The sequence below is a fragment of the Trabulsiella odontotermitis genome, assembly GCF_001297775.1.
GTDB lineage: Bacteria > Pseudomonadota > Gammaproteobacteria > Enterobacterales > Enterobacteriaceae > Trabulsiella > Trabulsiella odontotermitis.
The window spans coordinates 193219-208273 of the sequence record NZ_LIFX01000006.1 but is presented as its reverse complement, the minus strand read 5'-3'; the positions used below and the strand labels follow the sequence as shown (position 1 = coordinate 208273).

At 56.4% G+C, this 15055-nt stretch carries 14 protein-coding genes and 1 tRNA gene; 6 read left to right on the top strand and 9 right to left on the bottom strand.

Going from position 1 to position 15055, the window contains the following annotated elements:
- The first annotated feature begins 71 nt into the window (after window positions 1-71).
- The 4 genes from ada to mgtE all read left to right on the top strand — a co-directional run bounded on the left by ada (window position 72) and on the right by mgtE (window position 4961).
- Entirely contained in the window at window positions 72-1136 is a 1065-nt protein-coding gene (gene ada / locus AOY23_RS09920; protein WP_054179251.1) for a bifunctional DNA-binding transcriptional regulator/O6-methylguanine-DNA methyltransferase Ada, read from the top strand.
- A complete protein-coding gene (gene alkB / locus AOY23_RS09915) occupies window positions 1136-1786 on the top strand; it encodes a DNA oxidative demethylase AlkB (RefSeq protein ID WP_054179250.1) in 651 nt (216 codons plus the stop codon). The genes ada and alkB overlap by 1 nt, the downstream gene beginning before the upstream one ends.
- Before the next feature lie 74 nt (window positions 1787-1860).
- Window positions 1861-3504, top strand: coding sequence for a multidrug ABC transporter permease/ATP-binding protein (locus tag AOY23_RS09910; protein WP_054179249.1), 1644 nt, complete (start codon window positions 1861-1863; stop codon window positions 3502-3504).
- A 20-nt stretch (window positions 3505-3524) separates the two neighbouring features.
- On the top strand, window positions 3525-4961 hold the full coding sequence (gene mgtE / locus AOY23_RS09905; RefSeq protein ID WP_054179248.1) for a magnesium transporter: 1437 nt from the start codon (window positions 3525-3527) through the stop codon (window positions 4959-4961).
- On the opposite strand, the gene AOY23_RS09900 is transcribed toward mgtE, so the two are convergent.
- Window positions 4924-6171 carry a SulP family inorganic anion transporter gene (locus AOY23_RS09900; RefSeq protein ID WP_054179247.1) on the bottom strand — a complete coding sequence of 416 codons (1248 nt, stop codon included), beginning with the start codon at window positions 6169-6171 and terminating at the stop codon, window positions 4924-4926. The two genes, mgtE and AOY23_RS09900, sit on opposite strands and share 38 nt — an antisense overlap.
- Before the next feature lie 256 nt (window positions 6172-6427).
- On the opposite strand from AOY23_RS09900, the gene mqo reads away from it, so the two are divergent.
- Window positions 6428-8080, top strand: coding sequence for a malate dehydrogenase (quinone) (gene mqo, locus AOY23_RS09895; protein WP_054179246.1), 1653 nt, complete (start codon window positions 6428-6430; stop codon window positions 8078-8080).
- 42 nt (window positions 8081-8122) lie between these two features.
- Here mqo and eco read toward each other — a convergent pair whose 3' ends face one another.
- The 6 genes from eco to AOY23_RS09865 all read right to left on the bottom strand — a co-directional run bounded on the left by eco (window position 8123) and on the right by AOY23_RS09865 (window position 12540).
- Window positions 8123-8614 (bottom strand): serine protease inhibitor ecotin, encoded by a 492-nt coding sequence (eco, locus tag AOY23_RS09890; protein WP_054179245.1) that lies wholly within the window; start codon window positions 8612-8614, stop codon window positions 8123-8125.
- Window positions 8615-8797: 183 nt separating this feature from the next.
- The gene (gene ansB / locus AOY23_RS09885) at window positions 8798-9844 is read right to left on the bottom strand and encodes an L-asparaginase 2 (protein WP_054179244.1); all 1047 of its coding nucleotides are present in this window, start codon (window positions 9842-9844) and stop codon (window positions 8798-8800) included.
- A gap of 170 nt (window positions 9845-10014) precedes the next feature.
- Entirely contained in the window at window positions 10015-10254 is a 240-nt protein-coding gene (locus AOY23_RS09880; protein WP_054179243.1) for a DinI family protein, read from the bottom strand.
- Window positions 10255-10380: 126 nt separating this feature from the next.
- Window positions 10381-10457, bottom strand: a tRNA-Pro gene (locus AOY23_RS09875).
- 75 nt (window positions 10458-10532) lie between these two features.
- Entirely contained in the window at window positions 10533-12293 is a 1761-nt protein-coding gene (gene yejM, locus AOY23_RS09870; RefSeq protein ID WP_054179242.1) for an LPS biosynthesis-modulating metalloenzyme YejM, read from the bottom strand.
- Between the two features lie 19 nt (window positions 12294-12312).
- A complete protein-coding gene (locus tag AOY23_RS09865; protein ID WP_049847909.1) occupies window positions 12313-12540 on the bottom strand; it encodes a YejL family protein in 228 nt (75 codons plus the stop codon).
- A 133-nt stretch (window positions 12541-12673) separates the two neighbouring features.
- On the opposite strand from AOY23_RS09865, the gene yejK reads away from it, so the two are divergent.
- Entirely contained in the window at window positions 12674-13681 is a 1008-nt protein-coding gene (gene yejK, locus AOY23_RS09860; protein ID WP_054179241.1) for a nucleoid-associated protein YejK, read from the top strand.
- 51 nt (window positions 13682-13732) lie between these two features.
- Here the strand turns inward: yejK and rplY are convergent, their stop codons facing one another.
- Both rplY and AOY23_RS09850 read right to left on the bottom strand, forming a co-directional pair.
- Window positions 13733-14017: a 50S ribosomal protein L25 gene (rplY, locus tag AOY23_RS09855; protein WP_054179240.1), complete on the bottom strand. Its 285-nt coding sequence runs from the start codon at window positions 14015-14017 to the stop codon at window positions 13733-13735.
- A 128-nt stretch (window positions 14018-14145) separates the two neighbouring features.
- On the bottom strand, window positions 14146-14979 hold the full coding sequence (locus AOY23_RS09850; RefSeq protein WP_054179239.1) for a helix-turn-helix transcriptional regulator: 834 nt from the start codon (window positions 14977-14979) through the stop codon (window positions 14146-14148).
- Window positions 14980-15055 lie beyond the last annotated feature (76 nt).

The following is a 15055-nucleotide window of genomic DNA, read 5'->3' as shown; positions in this document are numbered from 1 at the left end:
GCAAGATTGCGGGTTTTTTCTTACGGTCTGTCCGGCAAAGTAAGGCTAACCTTTACATGAAGGAGCCAACCATGAAACGTAATACGATACGCACTGAGGAGTCCCGCTGGCAGGCGGTGCTTGATCGTGACCCGCAAGCGGACGGCGCGTTCGTTTTCGCCGTACAGACCACCGGCATCTTTTGCCGTCCCTCCTGCCGTGCGCGCCATGCGCTGCGCCAGAATGTGCAGTTTTTCCCTGACGCCCAGGCCGCCCAGGCGGCAGGTTTCCGCCCGTGCAAACGCTGCCAGCCTGACAAACAAGCGCCGCAACAACAGCGGACAGAAAAAGTGGCGCAGGCCTGCCGGTTACTGGAGCAGGAGACGCCAGTCACGCTGGATGAGCTGGCACGCGAGGTCGGCATCAGTCCGTTTCATCTGCATCGCCTGTTCAAAGCCACCACCGGCATGACGCCGAAAGCCTGGCAGCAGGCGTGGCGTGCACGCCGGTTGCGTGAATCGCTGGCAAGAGGCGGGACAGTGACCGAATCCGTGTTGGCCGCCGGGTTCCCCGACAGCAGCACGTATTATCGCGCAGCCGATGCGGCGCTGGGAATGACCGCGCGTCAGTATCGTCGCGGCGGCGAAGATGCGGTAATTCATTTTGCCACCGGCAACAGCGAGATCGGGCGCTGCCTGGTCGCCGAAAGTGAGCGCGGCGTCTGTGCGGTGTTGCTGGGCGACAGCGATGATGAATTGCTTGCTGAACTGCAACAGGTTTTCCCCAGAGCGCAGTTGCAGTCCGGGGATGCGGCATTTCAGGAGCGGGTTAATCTGGTTATCGCCAGCCTCAACAATCAGCATCATCCGCTGATGCTACCGCTCGATATCCGCGGCACCGCGTTCCAGCAACAGGTCTGGCAGGCGTTGCGCGCCATCCCGCCGGGTGAAACGCGCAGTTACCGCCAGGTGGCGGCAAGTCTTGGCAAACCCAACGCGGTGCGTGCCGTGGCAGGGGCGTGCGCTGCCAACAAACTGGCGATTCTGATCCCCTGCCACCGTGTGGTGCGGGATGATGGCGCGCTGTCAGGCTATCGCTGGGGTGTGGCGCGAAAAGCCCTGCTGCTGCGCCGTGAATCATCGCATGAGGAGTCGTAATGCTGGATCTCTTTGCCGATGAACATCCCTGGCAGGAGCCGTTAGGGCCAGGCGCCGCGATCCTGCGGCGCTTCGCCGTTGCCCGTGCAGAAACGCTGCTGGCAGACATCGCAAGCGTGGCGGCTGTCTCGCCGTTTCGTCAGATGGTGACCCCCGGTGGGTACACCATGTCGGTGGCGATGACCAACTGCGGTGCGCTCGGCTGGACCACTGACCTGCACGGTTACCTTTATTCCCCGAACGATCCGCAAACAAATCAGCACTGGCCAGCAATGCCGGACAGTTTCCGCCAGCTTGCCGACCACGCCGCACGGGAAGCGGGCTACCCCGATTTCCGGCCCGACGCCTGTCTCATCAACCGTTATGGCGTTGGCAGTAAACTCTCTTTGCATCAGGATAAAGACGAGCAGGAACTGCGTGCGCCAATTGTCTCCGTGTCGCTGGGCTTACCGGCTATTTTTCAGTTTGGCGGCCTGAGCCGTAGTGATCCGCTGCATCGCGTGTTGCTCGAGCATGGCGATGTGGTGGTGTGGGGCGGGGTGTCACGTCTGTTTTATCATGGCGTTCAGCCGCTTAAAGAGGGTTTCCACCCGGCGACCGGGCGCTTTCGCTTAAACCTGACCTTCCGCCAGGTGTGTAAGAGCGAATAAAAATAAGAATTATTATTGATGTAACCGGCAAGCAGTTTACACTGCGGGCTGCGTTTTCTTTTCCGGGTTGTGTTATGGAACTTCTCCTGCTTGTCTGGCGCCAGTACCGCTGGCCCTTTATCGCCGTCATGGTGCTGAGCCTGTTGAGCGCAGCGCTGGGCATCGGGCTGATTGCCTTTATCAATATGCGACTCATCACTGTCGTGGATACCTCACTGACCGTGCTGCCGGAGTTTCTCGGGCTGCTGCTGCTGTTAATGATCGTCACGCTGGGGTCGCAACTGGCGCTTACCGCGCTGGGGCACCATTTCGTCTACCGCCTGCGTGGTGAATTCATCAAACGTATTCTGGACACGCAGATCGAGCGTATCGAAAAATTGGGTAGCGCCTCGCTGCTGGCCGGGCTGACCAGCGATGTTCGCAACATCACTATCGCGTTTGTGCGTCTGCCAGAACTGGTGCAGGGGATCATTCTGACCTTTGGTTCTGCCGCTTATCTGGCGTGGCTGTCAGGCAAAATGCTGCTGATCACCTCGCTGTGGATGGCATTGACCATCTGGGGCGGGTTTGTCCTTGTGGCGCGCGTTTATAAACACATGGCGACGCTGCGGGAAACCGAAGACAAGCTGTATAACGACTATCAGACGGTACTTGAAGGCCGCAAAGAACTGACGCTGAACCGCGAGCGCGCCGAGTACATCTACCAGAACCTCTATATTCCCGATGCCCGCGAGTATCGTCACCATATTATCCGCGCCGACACGTTCCATCTCAGCGCGGTAAACTGGTCTAACATTATGATGCTGGGCGCGATTGGCCTGGTGTTCTGGATGGCGAACAGCCTGGGCTGGGCGAATACCAGCGTGGCGGCGACCTATTCGCTGACCTTATTGTTCCTGCGCACACCGCTGCTCTCTGCTGTCGGGGCGTTGCCGACATTGCTCAGCGCGCAGGTGGCGTTCAATAAGCTGAATAAGTTCGCGCTGGCACCGTATGCGCCGGAGTTTCCGCGTCCGGACGCGCATCCGGACTGGCAGACGCTGGAACTGCGCGATGTCGCATTCCATTATCAGGACAACAGCTTTGCGATAGGGCCTGTCAACCTGACGCTCAGGCGCGGAGAACTGGTGTTTCTGATTGGCGGCAACGGTAGCGGAAAATCGACGCTGGCGATGCTGCTGACCGGGCTGTATCAGCCGGTATCAGGCGAGATCCTGTTAGACGGCAAACCGCTGTCCGCAGGGAAGCCGGAGGATTATCGCAAACTCTTTTCCGCGGTCTTCACTGACGTCTGGCTGTTTGACCAGTTACTGGGGCCGGAAGGTAAACCGGCCGATCCGGCGCTGGTCGACAAATGGCTTGAACAGCTGAAAATGAACCACAAACTGCAACTGGAAGACGGTAAGATTCTCGATCTCAAGCTGTCAAAAGGGCAGAAAAAGCGGGTGGCGCTGCTGTTAGCGCTGGCTGAAGAGCGTGACATCATTCTTCTGGATGAATGGGCGGCGGATCAGGATCCCCATTTCCGCCGTGAATTTTACCAGGTTCTGTTACCGCTGATGCAGCACATGGGCAAAACCATTTTTGCTATCAGCCACGATGACCACTATTTTACGCATGCTGATCGTCTGCTGGAGATGCGCAATGGCCAGTTGACGGAACTGACTGGCGAAGAGCGTAAAGCCGCTTCGCGGGATGCGGTCGCCCGCACGGCCTGATGACGTAAGGAAACCGACAGATGCCCGTGTTAACCAAAAACAGCCCCCGGCTGCGCGACGAAGAGCGCGCGCGGCTGATCTGGCTGCTGACCACCGACAAAGCGGTCACCTCCACCCTGTTGGGGAAACTGACTTTCGCCGAGCAGTACGACGACGGGATGCTGGCAGATGATCTCGCCGAAGTGAGCGCGCTGGTGGCTCATCTTCCGGCACCGGATCTGGCGGATACCCTCGAAGCGTTGCCTTCGGAAGAGCGCCATGCGCTGTGGCGAATGGTGGAGGACGACAAACGTGGCAAAGTCCTGCTGGAAGCCTCGGAAAACGTCTGGGACGATCTCATCGATGAGATGAGCGACAAGGCGCTGCTTGATGCGCTGACGACGCTGGACATCGACGAACAGATTTATCTCGTTCAGCATCTGCCACGAAATTTGACCGGTCGGCTGATGGCGTCATTACCTGCGGACGAGCGCGCGCGGGTTCATCAGGTGATGAACTACGCCCGGGACAGCGTCGGCGCCATTATGGAATTCGAGGTGATCACCCTTCGCCCGGACGTGACGCTGGGCGCCGTGCAGCGCTATTTGCGGCGGCTGGGCAACATGCCGGAGAACACCGATAAGCTGTTTGTGACCACGCGTGATAACACCCTGCTGGGCGAACTGGCGCTGCAAACCATTCTGCTGAACCCGGCGCAGCGGCGGGTGGACGATGTGATGAATGCTGAGCCCGTCGCGTTTCATCCGCAGGAGCGTGCGGAAAACGTGGCGCGCACCTTTGAGCGTGACAACCTGCTGAGTGCAGCGGTGGTTGATAGCGAAGGCAAACTGATGGGGCGCCTGACCATCGATGAGATCGTCGATGTGGTGTATGAAGAGACCGACAACGACATCCGTCAGATGAGCGGCCTCAGCAACGAAGAAGATATTTTTGCGCCGGTGACCCGGGCGGTAAAGACGCGCTGGGCATGGCTGGCGGTGAATCTCTGCACCGCGTTTATCGCCTCGCGCGTTATCGATGGTTTCGAACACACCATTTCACAGCTGGTGGCGCTGGCGTCGCTGATGCCGATTGTCGCAGGGATTGGCGGTAATACCGGTAACCAGACGATCACCATGATCGTCCGCGCGCTGGCGCTGCAGTATATCCAGCCAGGGAACTTTTCTTTTCTGATCCTGCGTGAAATGGGCGTGGCGTTGATCAACGGCGTGGTGTGGGGCGGGATCATGGGGCTCGTTACCTGGTGGCTGTACAACGATCCACATCTGGGTGGCGTGATGATGCTGGCGATGGTGCTGAACCTGCTGGTCGCCTCGCTGATGGGCGTGCTTATCCCGATGATCATGATAAAGTTCGGTCGCGATCCCGCGGTCGGCTCCAGCGTGATGATTACCGCGATCACCGATACTGGCGGGTTCTTTATCTTTCTGGGGCTGGCGACGCTGTTTCTGCTTTAGCGGTGTGTCTTTTGCGGATGCGGCGCGGTACCAGCCACATCGCCATCATTCCGGCCGCGACACCGATCGCCAGGTTACTGGTGGTAATAGTGCCTGCTACCGTAACCAGCATCACCAGCGTGGCGGACCACGGTGTGCTTTTCAGTACGGCGGGCTGAACGCTGTGCCAGCTAAAGGTTTTAGCCGCCACAATCACCATGATCCCGGCCAGAACCGCCATTGGAATTTTAGCCATCACCTCGCTTAACGCAGTCACTAACAGCAGTAAAACGACACCCGCCGCCACGGTAGAAACCCGGCTGCGACCTTTGCCCATCTCGACATTCACGATTGTCTGACCAATCATCGCACAACCCGCGATACCGCCGTAAAAACCCGCCAGTATATTAGCGATGCCCAGCCCGGCGCTCTCCCGGCCTTTACCGGACGGGGTCGCCGTCAGGTCATCGACCAGTCTGGCGGTCAGCAACGATTCCATCAGGCCCACGAACGCAATACTCAGCGCGCATGGCCAGATGATTTGCAGCGTCTCCAGCGTCAGCGGCACCTGCAGCGCGTTCAGCCCCGGCAGACCGCCGCCCATGGCGCCTTCATCGCCCACGGTTGGCAGCAATTGTCCGCTGGTGGCGGTAAACAGCGTCAGGATGACAATCGCGATAAGCGGGGAAGGGATGCCTTTAATGACGCGCGGCGTCCACAGTACAATCAGCAGCGTGGCGGCAAACAGCGCCAGGATCAGCGGGCTTTTGCTCCAGAAATGCGGTACCTGGGCGAAGAAAATCAATATCCCCAGTGCGTTGACGAAACCGGTCATTACCGCCTGGGGAATGAAGCGCATCAGTTTTGCCATGCCCAGCACGCCAGACAGGATCTGGATTACGCCAGCCAATACTACGGCGGGCAAAATGTAGGCCACGCCATGCTGATGGACCATCGGCCCGATCACCAGCGCCACCGAGCCCGCCGCCGCGGTGACCATTGCCGGACGACCACCCAGCACGGACATCGCCAGACACAGCACAACAGAGGCGATGAGGCTGACCTTCGGGTCGACGCCAGCAATGACCGAGAAAGAGATAACTTCAGGAATGAGCGCCAGTGCGGTAATCACGCCAGCCAGCGTTTCGCGCGTCAGCAGGGAAGGTGAGCGCAGAACCGATTTGACGGTGGTCTGGTTGGCGTGCGACAGGGTGGTTTCAGATCCGGGCATAGAGATTCGCTGATAGGGTGAGGGTTTTCGTGCGCCTCATCACAAAACGGAGGATATTACCGCTTCACGTCACCTTTTTCCAGCCCGAAAGCCTCTTTTATATCCACATTTTTTCAACATTCTCATAACATGTCTCAAAATTAAATTTAAACTTTAAACAATATTTAAATTTTTCATCGTCAGTGATAACGTGGGTTTCCCGAATCGTTTCACCTGCGCTAATACCAAACGCGAGTTTATGTAAGGCTTTCATACAATGAAAAAAAAGATGGCCGTACTCCGCTCACAGGTGTCTGTTTCTGACGTTGCCCACGCTGACGCCCGAACCCACACCCGTACCGAGCAAGAGACGGATGTATTACTGATCGGCGGCGGGATCATGAGCGCCACACTGGGCACTTTGCTTCAGGAGCTGGAGCCGGACTGGTCCATCACCATGGTCGAACAGATGGAGCGCGTGGCAGAAGAGAGTTCCAATGGCTGGAACAACGCCGGTACCGGCCACGCCGCGCTGATGGAGCTGAACTATACGCCGCAGAAAGCCGACGGTTCCATCAGCATCGAGAAAGCGATCAGCATTAACGAATCCTTCCAGATTTCGCGTCAGTTCTGGGCGCATCAGGTCACACGCGGCGTGCTGCGCCAGCCAAAAAGCTTCATCAACACCGTACCGCACATGAGTTTCGTCTGGGGCGAGGACAACGTTAATTTCCTGCGCGCACGCTACCATGCTCTGCAACAATCCGCGCTGTTCCGTGGCATGCGCTACTCCGAAGACCATGCGCAAATCAACGCCTGGGCGCCGCTGGTAATGGAAGGACGTGATCCGCAACAGAAGGTCGCGGCGACGCGCACTGAAATTGGGACTGACGTTAATTACGGTGAAATTACCCGCCAGCTCATCCGGGCGCTGCAAAGGCAGGAGAACTTTTCCCTGCAACTGAACACCATGGTGCGCCACTTTGCGCGCAATGCGGATAACAGCTGGACCGTGACGGTCTGTGATGCGAATAACCCGCATGCCAGACGTACTATCAGGGCGAAATTCATTTTCATCGGCGCGGGTGGCGCCGCGCTGAAACTGCTGCAAAAAACCGGCATTCCGCAGGCGAATGACTATGCAGGTTTCCCGGTGGGCGGGCAGTTCCTCGTTACCGAAAATCCGCAGGTGGTGAATCACCATCTGGCGAAAGTATATGGTCAGGCCTCCGTGGGTGCGCCGCCGATGTCGGTGCCACACATCGACACGCGCATCATCGACGGCAAGCGCGTGGTGTTGTTCGGGCCATTCGCCACTTTCTCAACCAAATTCCTTAAAAATGGATCGCTGTGGGATTTGCTGGCCTCCACCACCACATCAAATATTCTGCCGATGGTTCACGTCGGGCTGGATAATTTTGATCTGGTGAAATACCTGATTAGCCAGGTGATGCAAAAAGACAGCGATCGACTGGCGGCCCTGCAGGCGTACTATCCGCAGGCCAACAGCGCGGACTGGCGGTTGTGGCAGGCCGGGCAGCGGGTGCAGATCATCAAACGTGATCCGCAGAAAGGCGGCGTGCTGCGTCTGGGGACCGAGATAGTCAGCGATGACGAAGGCACCGTCGCGGCATTATTGGGGGCATCGCCGGGTGCGTCTACCGCTGCGCCAATCATGTTGCAGTTGCTGGAGAAAGTGTTCAAAGAGAAGGTCAACTCAGCGGCCTGGCAGGCGAAGATCAACGAAGTCGCGCCGACGTGGGGCGTACGTTTGCAGGACAACCCGGCGCTGATTGAGCAGGCGCTGGCTTACACCAGTGACGTGCTGGAACTGCATTATGAGCCGTCAGCCGGGTTCGACCCGGTGCCGGTGGCGCAACTGAAACCGCAGGCGACCGTCGCGAAAGAGATAGCGGATATCGCGCTGTAACGATAGCCAAAACAAACCCCGGTCAGTGCCGGGGTTTGTTGTTTAACGTACGGTTGCGTCGTTAATTATCTCTTCCGCTTTCCAGAGGCGGTATTTCACCTCCACATTGGCGGGCGTGTAGACCACGATCGGCAGCTTGCTGTTGTAGCGCAGCATGCCTTTATCACCCAGACCCGCCGTCACGAATTTCTTCTCTTTTTTGCCATCCGGGCAGGCCATCATGGTTGAAACCGGTGAGGTGACGTTACCAAAGACGTAGTAGTCATAACCCCAGCCTTCCAGCGTTTTGCTCTCCAGCTCACCGCCTAAACGGTGATGATTACAATCCATTTCCAGCGTCTGACCAATCAGCAGTTCGACCTGATAAGCCGCTTCATCCTTCTGCTCAGGCAACTGAATCACCTGACGCTTCATGCCTTTCTCCGCCTGCGGCCAGGGCGCGCTTTTTTCCAGTGGTTGATCGCTGGCAAAGGCGACGGAAGAGGCACAGGCCGCAGCCAGTAAAGAGGCGAGAAGTAAACGAGAGTTTTTCACAGTGTATCCTTGATATCCGTTATTACCGGCAAAGCGTAACACTAATGTGAAATTCATTAAGCGTAATTTACTTAATTTTTCATAATGTGTAGTGATATGTACTGGTTAAAATGAAAATAGTGGGCAGTATCGCTAAAAAAACCAGCCGCGATGGGCTGGTTTTCTGTTCGCGTGCAGACTGGATCAATACTCTTCAAAGAACGCCTGAATTTTCTGTGGATCTTTAGTCTGCGTCAGCGCCAGCTGGAGCAGCACGCGGGCTTTTTGCGGGTTCAGTGACTCAGCCGCGATGAAGCCATATTTCGCATCATCGATTTCTGCATCACGGGTCGCAGAGCCTGTTGGCACGCGGGAGGCTCGTACCACGGCAACGCCCTGATGCGCCGCGGTGGCCAGCGTATCAAAGATGGTTTTGTACAGGTTACCATTACCGACACCAGCGCTCACAATGCCCTGATAGCCATCCTGAATGAGTGCTTTTGCCGGTAAATCCGAAGCATTGGCATAGTTGTAGATAATGCCCACTTTCGGCAGTGTCGTCAGATTGCTGACGTCAAACGGCGTATTGGTGGTGTGCTTACGCGCAGGCATGCGCTGATAATCAATCTTACCGTTATGGATGTAGCCCAGCGGCCCGAAATTCACCGACTGGAAGGTCTGCACGCCGGTGGTATTGGTTTTGGTCACATCACGACCATCCAGCACGGTATCGTTCATCGCGACCAGTACACCGCGCCCCGCAGACGCCGGATCGGCGGCAGTGACCACCGCATTGTAGAGGTTAAACGGACCATCCGCGCTCATGGCGGTGGAAGGGCGCATTGCCCCGGTGAGCACCACGGGCTTGTCACATTTCACGGTTAAATCGAGGAAGTAGGCCGTCTCTTCCATGGTGTCCGTGCCGTGGGTGATGACAAATCCGTCGGTGTCTTTGCAGGTGGCATTGATTTTTTTCGCCAGCGTCAGCCAGACGTCGTCATTCATGTCCTGGGAGCCAATATTAACAACTTGTTCCCCTTTGATGACCGCAATGTCTTTCAGTTGTGGCACGGCATTGACCAGATTCTCAATACCCACCTTCCCGGCGGTATAGGCGGAATTCGTTGCAGAATCACCGCCACCGGCGATGGTGCCGCCTGTCGCCAGAACCGTGATTTGCGGGAGTGCCATTGCCGTACTGCTGCAACCTAAAACCAGAAGGGCCAGAAGAGGGTGTTTAATACGCAACATTATCAATCTCCTTATTAAGTGTCCGCCTGGATTATCCTTATGTCACAACTGAATAAAGTGAGATATTCCATGTTTATGTGATAAGGCGGAATAAAAAGTATGATTGCCGGAGCTGGCGCACAAAACGGAGGGTAACCCATAGAAAAAGAAAGAGAATAGTATCCGCGGGATCATTCAGCAACCAGCCACATATCCGCTTCTTCAAACATCTCTTCCAGCATGCGGTTCAGCTTTTCCCGGTCACTTTTGCTGGCATCGCTGTTCAGACCGTTGGCCTGCATCGGCTTCACTTTGACCTCAGCGTCGGGGAAAATCCGCTGTACACGGTGGGTCAGCTCATTGAGGATGATCTCATTTGCGCCGGGTAAACCTGCAACGTTGCGTTTGTCATAGACGAGTTCAACGAACATAACTGCCTCTTTTAACTGTATAAATAAACAGTATTTAAGCGGTTTTCAGGATAAGAGTCAAGCGGGATCGCCAGAAAGCAGGCATAAAAAAACCAACCGTAACAGGTTGGTTTTCTTTGAGAATTTTGGTCGGCACGAGAGGATTTGAACCTCCGACCCCTGACACCCCATGACAGTGCGCTACCAGGCTGCGCTACGTGCCGACACGTGCGCTAATACTACCCGTTTCAGTGTCGATTGCAAGCCAGCCTCCTGCTGAGTGATTCATAATTAATCAATCAGTTAGCGATAAAGCGTTTTTCGTCCGTGAGCACCTGCAACAGCAGACTCAACTGAGGTTTCTGGTCGCGCAGTTTCTCGCCGTCACGATCCCAGGTGGTGTATTTCCCGTTATGATCGAGCACCACAGTGATCGCCGGTGTGGTGATAGCCAGCGTGTTGTTGTTGGCGGCGGTCACCCAGTTGTGGCGACGTACCGCGGAGAACAGATCCTGGCCTTGCGAGTATTCGTTCGCTGGCGTGCTGACATGCAGCAAACGCTGCATCAGCGTGGTCATCACGTCTTTATGATCGGTCAACGAGTTGATGCGCTGGGCAGGCGTTCCCGGCCAGTGAATGATGAGCGGAACCTGCAGCGCGTCGCGCGACCATTCAAACCCATTGCGTTTATTGCCCAACGGCACCCCGTGACCGGCGGTAATAATCACCACGGTGTTATCCAGTTTTCCGGCCGCATCGAGCGTGGACAGCACCCGGGCTATCTGACTGTCAACGTCTGCCGCCGCGCGGGAGTAGCGACGCGTAAAGCCCTGTTTTTGACTGTCGTCGAGATTGGTACCGTTAAAGGCAATCCACGAGAACCAGCGGTTATCTTCCTGGGCATTACCTTCCAGCCAGTTCACCCACTGCGTCGCGGTCTGGTCGTCAGTCTGCGTCTTCGCAGGTGGTAGAGAGAAGTCGGAGAGCAGCGCCTGGCGGTACATTGGACTGTTGAAACCATCGGAAGAGAAAAGCCCTAACTGATAGCCCTGCTGATTGAGCGCGGTCACCAGCGCCGCCGGTGTGCGTGTCGACAGCACACCGTCCATGTAACCTGCGGAAATACCGTAGAACAGGCCGAAGATGCCACTGTCGACGATATCGCCTGAGCTCATGTGCTGGGTAAACTGAATGTTTTTCTGCGCAAACCCGGCCAGTTCCGGCATCAGTTTTTCATAGCGGGAATAATTCAGGCCATCGACAGTAATCAGTAATACGTTTTGCCCTGCTCCCATATCGCGGAAACGCAGATCACTTAACGGATACTGCACCGACACGGCTTCCGGATCACCTTGTTCAATCAGGCGGCGCTGGTAATCCTGCGCATCAAGCAGCCCATGTTTTTCCAGGAACCGGCGAGCGGTCATTGGATAGGAGAGGGGGAGATTCGCTCGCTGCATGGTGACCGGGCGATAGAAATTGGCATCTGCCCAGATGTACATCACGTGCGAGGCGATGAAAGAGATAAAGAACAGCCAGGCGACCGGTTTTGCATAGCGACGGCGGCGGGTCAGGCTGCGGAGCTTTTGCCAGCTCCAGGTGGCGAACAGCATCTCAATCAGCAGGATAACCGGCACGCTGATAAACATCAGCTGCCAGTCGCGCGCCATTTCATTCTGCTCCGGGTTAACGACCAGTTCCCAGACGATGGGATTAAGATGCAGGTGGAAACGGGTGAAAACTTCGCTGTCGATTAACAGCAGCGTCATGCCCGCTGTCGCAAAAATGGCGGAAAAAACCCGCATCAGCCGCTGCGACATGACGACAAACGTCAGAGGAAAGAGGATCAGCACATAGGTGGCAAAGACCAGAAAACTAAAGTGCCCGATGATCGTCAGGTATGAATAGAGGCGGCCCACGAGCGTCGTCGGCCAGTCGGCGACAAACAGATAGCGGCTACCGAGTACCATGGCCAACAGCATGTTGAACAGGGCGAACCAGTGCCCCCAGCTAACCATCTGGGAGACTTTTTCACGGTAGGACTGACGATGCGTCACCATATGCTGTTGTTCGTTTTCCTTAGTGAGCCTGGTCGTCGCTGACGGATGATTGCAGGGCCTGGGCAAAAGAACGCACAATGGCCTGACGTTGTGCCGGCGCAACGCTGGTATTGATCAGATTTGTCACCATATTGCCCAGCACCATCAGGGAAAGATCGGTTGGGGCTTTATGTTTTTCCAGTACGTTGACCAGCTCATTGAGCAATTGTTCAACGTGTTCATCACTATAGCGGGAGAGTTGCGGCATAAATCAAAATCTGTTTGTTCATGAAAGGGCAACATATTACCGTAGCACCAGCTTTTTTTCCGCTTTTTTTCTACGCTTGCGCAGTCGCGCCGCGGGTGGTTGAATACCGTCCGGTCTATAAGGAGAGTTTAACATGAGTCTGGATATCAACCAGATTGCCTTACATCAGCTTATCAAGCGCGATGAGCAAACCCTTGAGCTGGTACTGCGCGATACCTTGCTGGAACCGACGGCAACTGTCGAAGAGATGATGGCCGAGCTGAACCGCGTCTACAGCGCAAAAAATAAAGCCTACGGCCTGTTTAACGAAGAGAGCGAACTGGCGCAGGCGCTGCGTCTGCATCGTCAGGGCGAAGAAGATTTTCTCGCCTTCAGCCGTGCCGCTACCGGTCGCCTGCGCGATGAGCTGGCGAAATACCCGTTCGCCGAAGGCGGTATTGTGCTGTTTTGCCATTACCGCTATCTGGCGGTGGAATATCTGTTGGTGACGGTGCTGAACAACCTGAGCAGCATGCGCGTCAATGAACAGCTGGACATCAGCGCGACGCATTACCTCGACATCAACCATGCCGATATCGTTGCCCATATCGATCTGACCGAATGGGAAACCAACCCGGAATCCACCCGCTACCTGACGTTCCTGAAAGGGCGTGTCGGGCGCAAAGTGGCCGATTTCTTTATGGATTTCCTCGGCGCCAGCGAAGGGCTTAATGCGAAAGCGCAAAACCGCGGGCTGTTGCAGGCCGTGGACGATTTCACCGCCGAAGCGCAGCTCGATAAGTCTGAACGTCAGAACGTGCGTCAGCAGGTCTATACCTACTGCAACGAGCAACTGCAGGCGGGGGAAGAGATTGAACTGGAATCGCTGTCTAATGAGCTTGCCGGGGTCAGTGAAGTCAGTTTCCAGCAGTTTACGGCGGAGAAAGGCTATGAGCTGGAAGAGAGTTTCCCGGCGGATCGCAGCACGCTGCGCCAGCTAACCAAATACGCGGGAAGCGGTGGCGGTCTGACGATCAATTTCGACGCCATGCTGCTGGGTGAACGTATTTTCTGGGATCCGGCGACCGATACCCTGACCATCAAGGGCACACCGCCAAACCTGCGCGATCAGCTTCAGCGCCGCACTTCCGGCAGTCGCTGACAGGCATAAAAAAACCCCGCAATGCGGGGTTTTCTCTCAACTCGTCAGCGATTACGCGCGAACGAAGTCGATATGAGACAGTTTCGGCTTGAACGCGTGACGCTGAACAGCCTGAACTTTTACTTTTTCTTCTTTGCCGTCGATGACCAGAGTCAGAACGTCGCTGTAGAACTCTGCTTTATCCTGCATGTTCCACACCTGGTCCTGGTCCAGTTCGATAGCAACCGGAGCAGCTTTGCCACCGTAAACGATAGCCGGGAATTTGTTAGCTGCACGCAGGCGGCGGCTCGCACCCTTACCCTGCTCTTTACGTATTTCTGCGGTAATAGTAAACATTGATATCTCTCTGTTATGTCAACTCTGCTACAGGCGACCCAGCAGCAGAACGTTATTCTGCTTTGCGAATGCAAAAGCGGGCGGCATTATAGCCGCGAATGCGCGCCACGGCAATCAAAACCGCCGCTTCAGGCTGGCGGGTGCGACGCCATCCATTGCCGGATGCGTAATTCGCTGTCGCGGTTTGCCGGATTAAAAATCATCAGGTTGAGATCCGCGCGCCCCTCCACCGCGAAGGTCGAGAACTCCAGGTCGATGTCGCCAATCCCCGGATGATGCAGTTGTTTGATGCCTTCGCCGTGACCGGCCACGTCATTGCGGCGCCAGAGGGCATCGAACTCGACGCTGGTGTGCCGCAGGTCGCTCACTAACTGCGCCATCTCCGCCAAATCGCCCGCCCGCGCCACGTCAGCGCGAAACGCGCCAACCACCGCTTCCGCCACGCTGGACCAGTTTTTCTGTGCCGCACGGGTGTGCGAGTCGCTGAACAACCGCCGCAGAATATTGCGCTGATCGCGGGGCAGTTTTGCATAATCGGTCAGCACCACGGCGGCGGCGGGATTCCAGGCGATCACATCCCAGAAGATGTTTTTCACGATCGCCGGGCTGGCGGGCAGGGCGTCCAGCACCCGCTGCAGGCGAGGGGTGATCTCATCGGCGCCCTGGTAGTGCGATTCCGGTAAATGGCCGAAAGCGAGAATAAACACATGATCGCGTTCCGGTGCCGTCAGCCGCAGGCCAGCGGCGATGCGGTTAAGCACTTCTTTTGACGGCGTGCCGCCGCGCCCCTGTTCCAGCCACGTATACCAGGTCGGGCTGATGTTCGCCAGTTGCGCCACCTCTTCGCGGCGCAGTCCTGGCGTGCGGCGACGCTCCGGGCGGAAGCCGAAAGAGACGGGATCGAGCCGTGCGCGGCAGGCCTTCAGAAAACCGCCGAGGGCGTTAATGGTGTCGTCGGACATGCGTATCCTGTTAGTCTTTATACTACGATAATGTCACTACTTTTATAGTATAACGCCGTGGGTAAGATGTCATGAC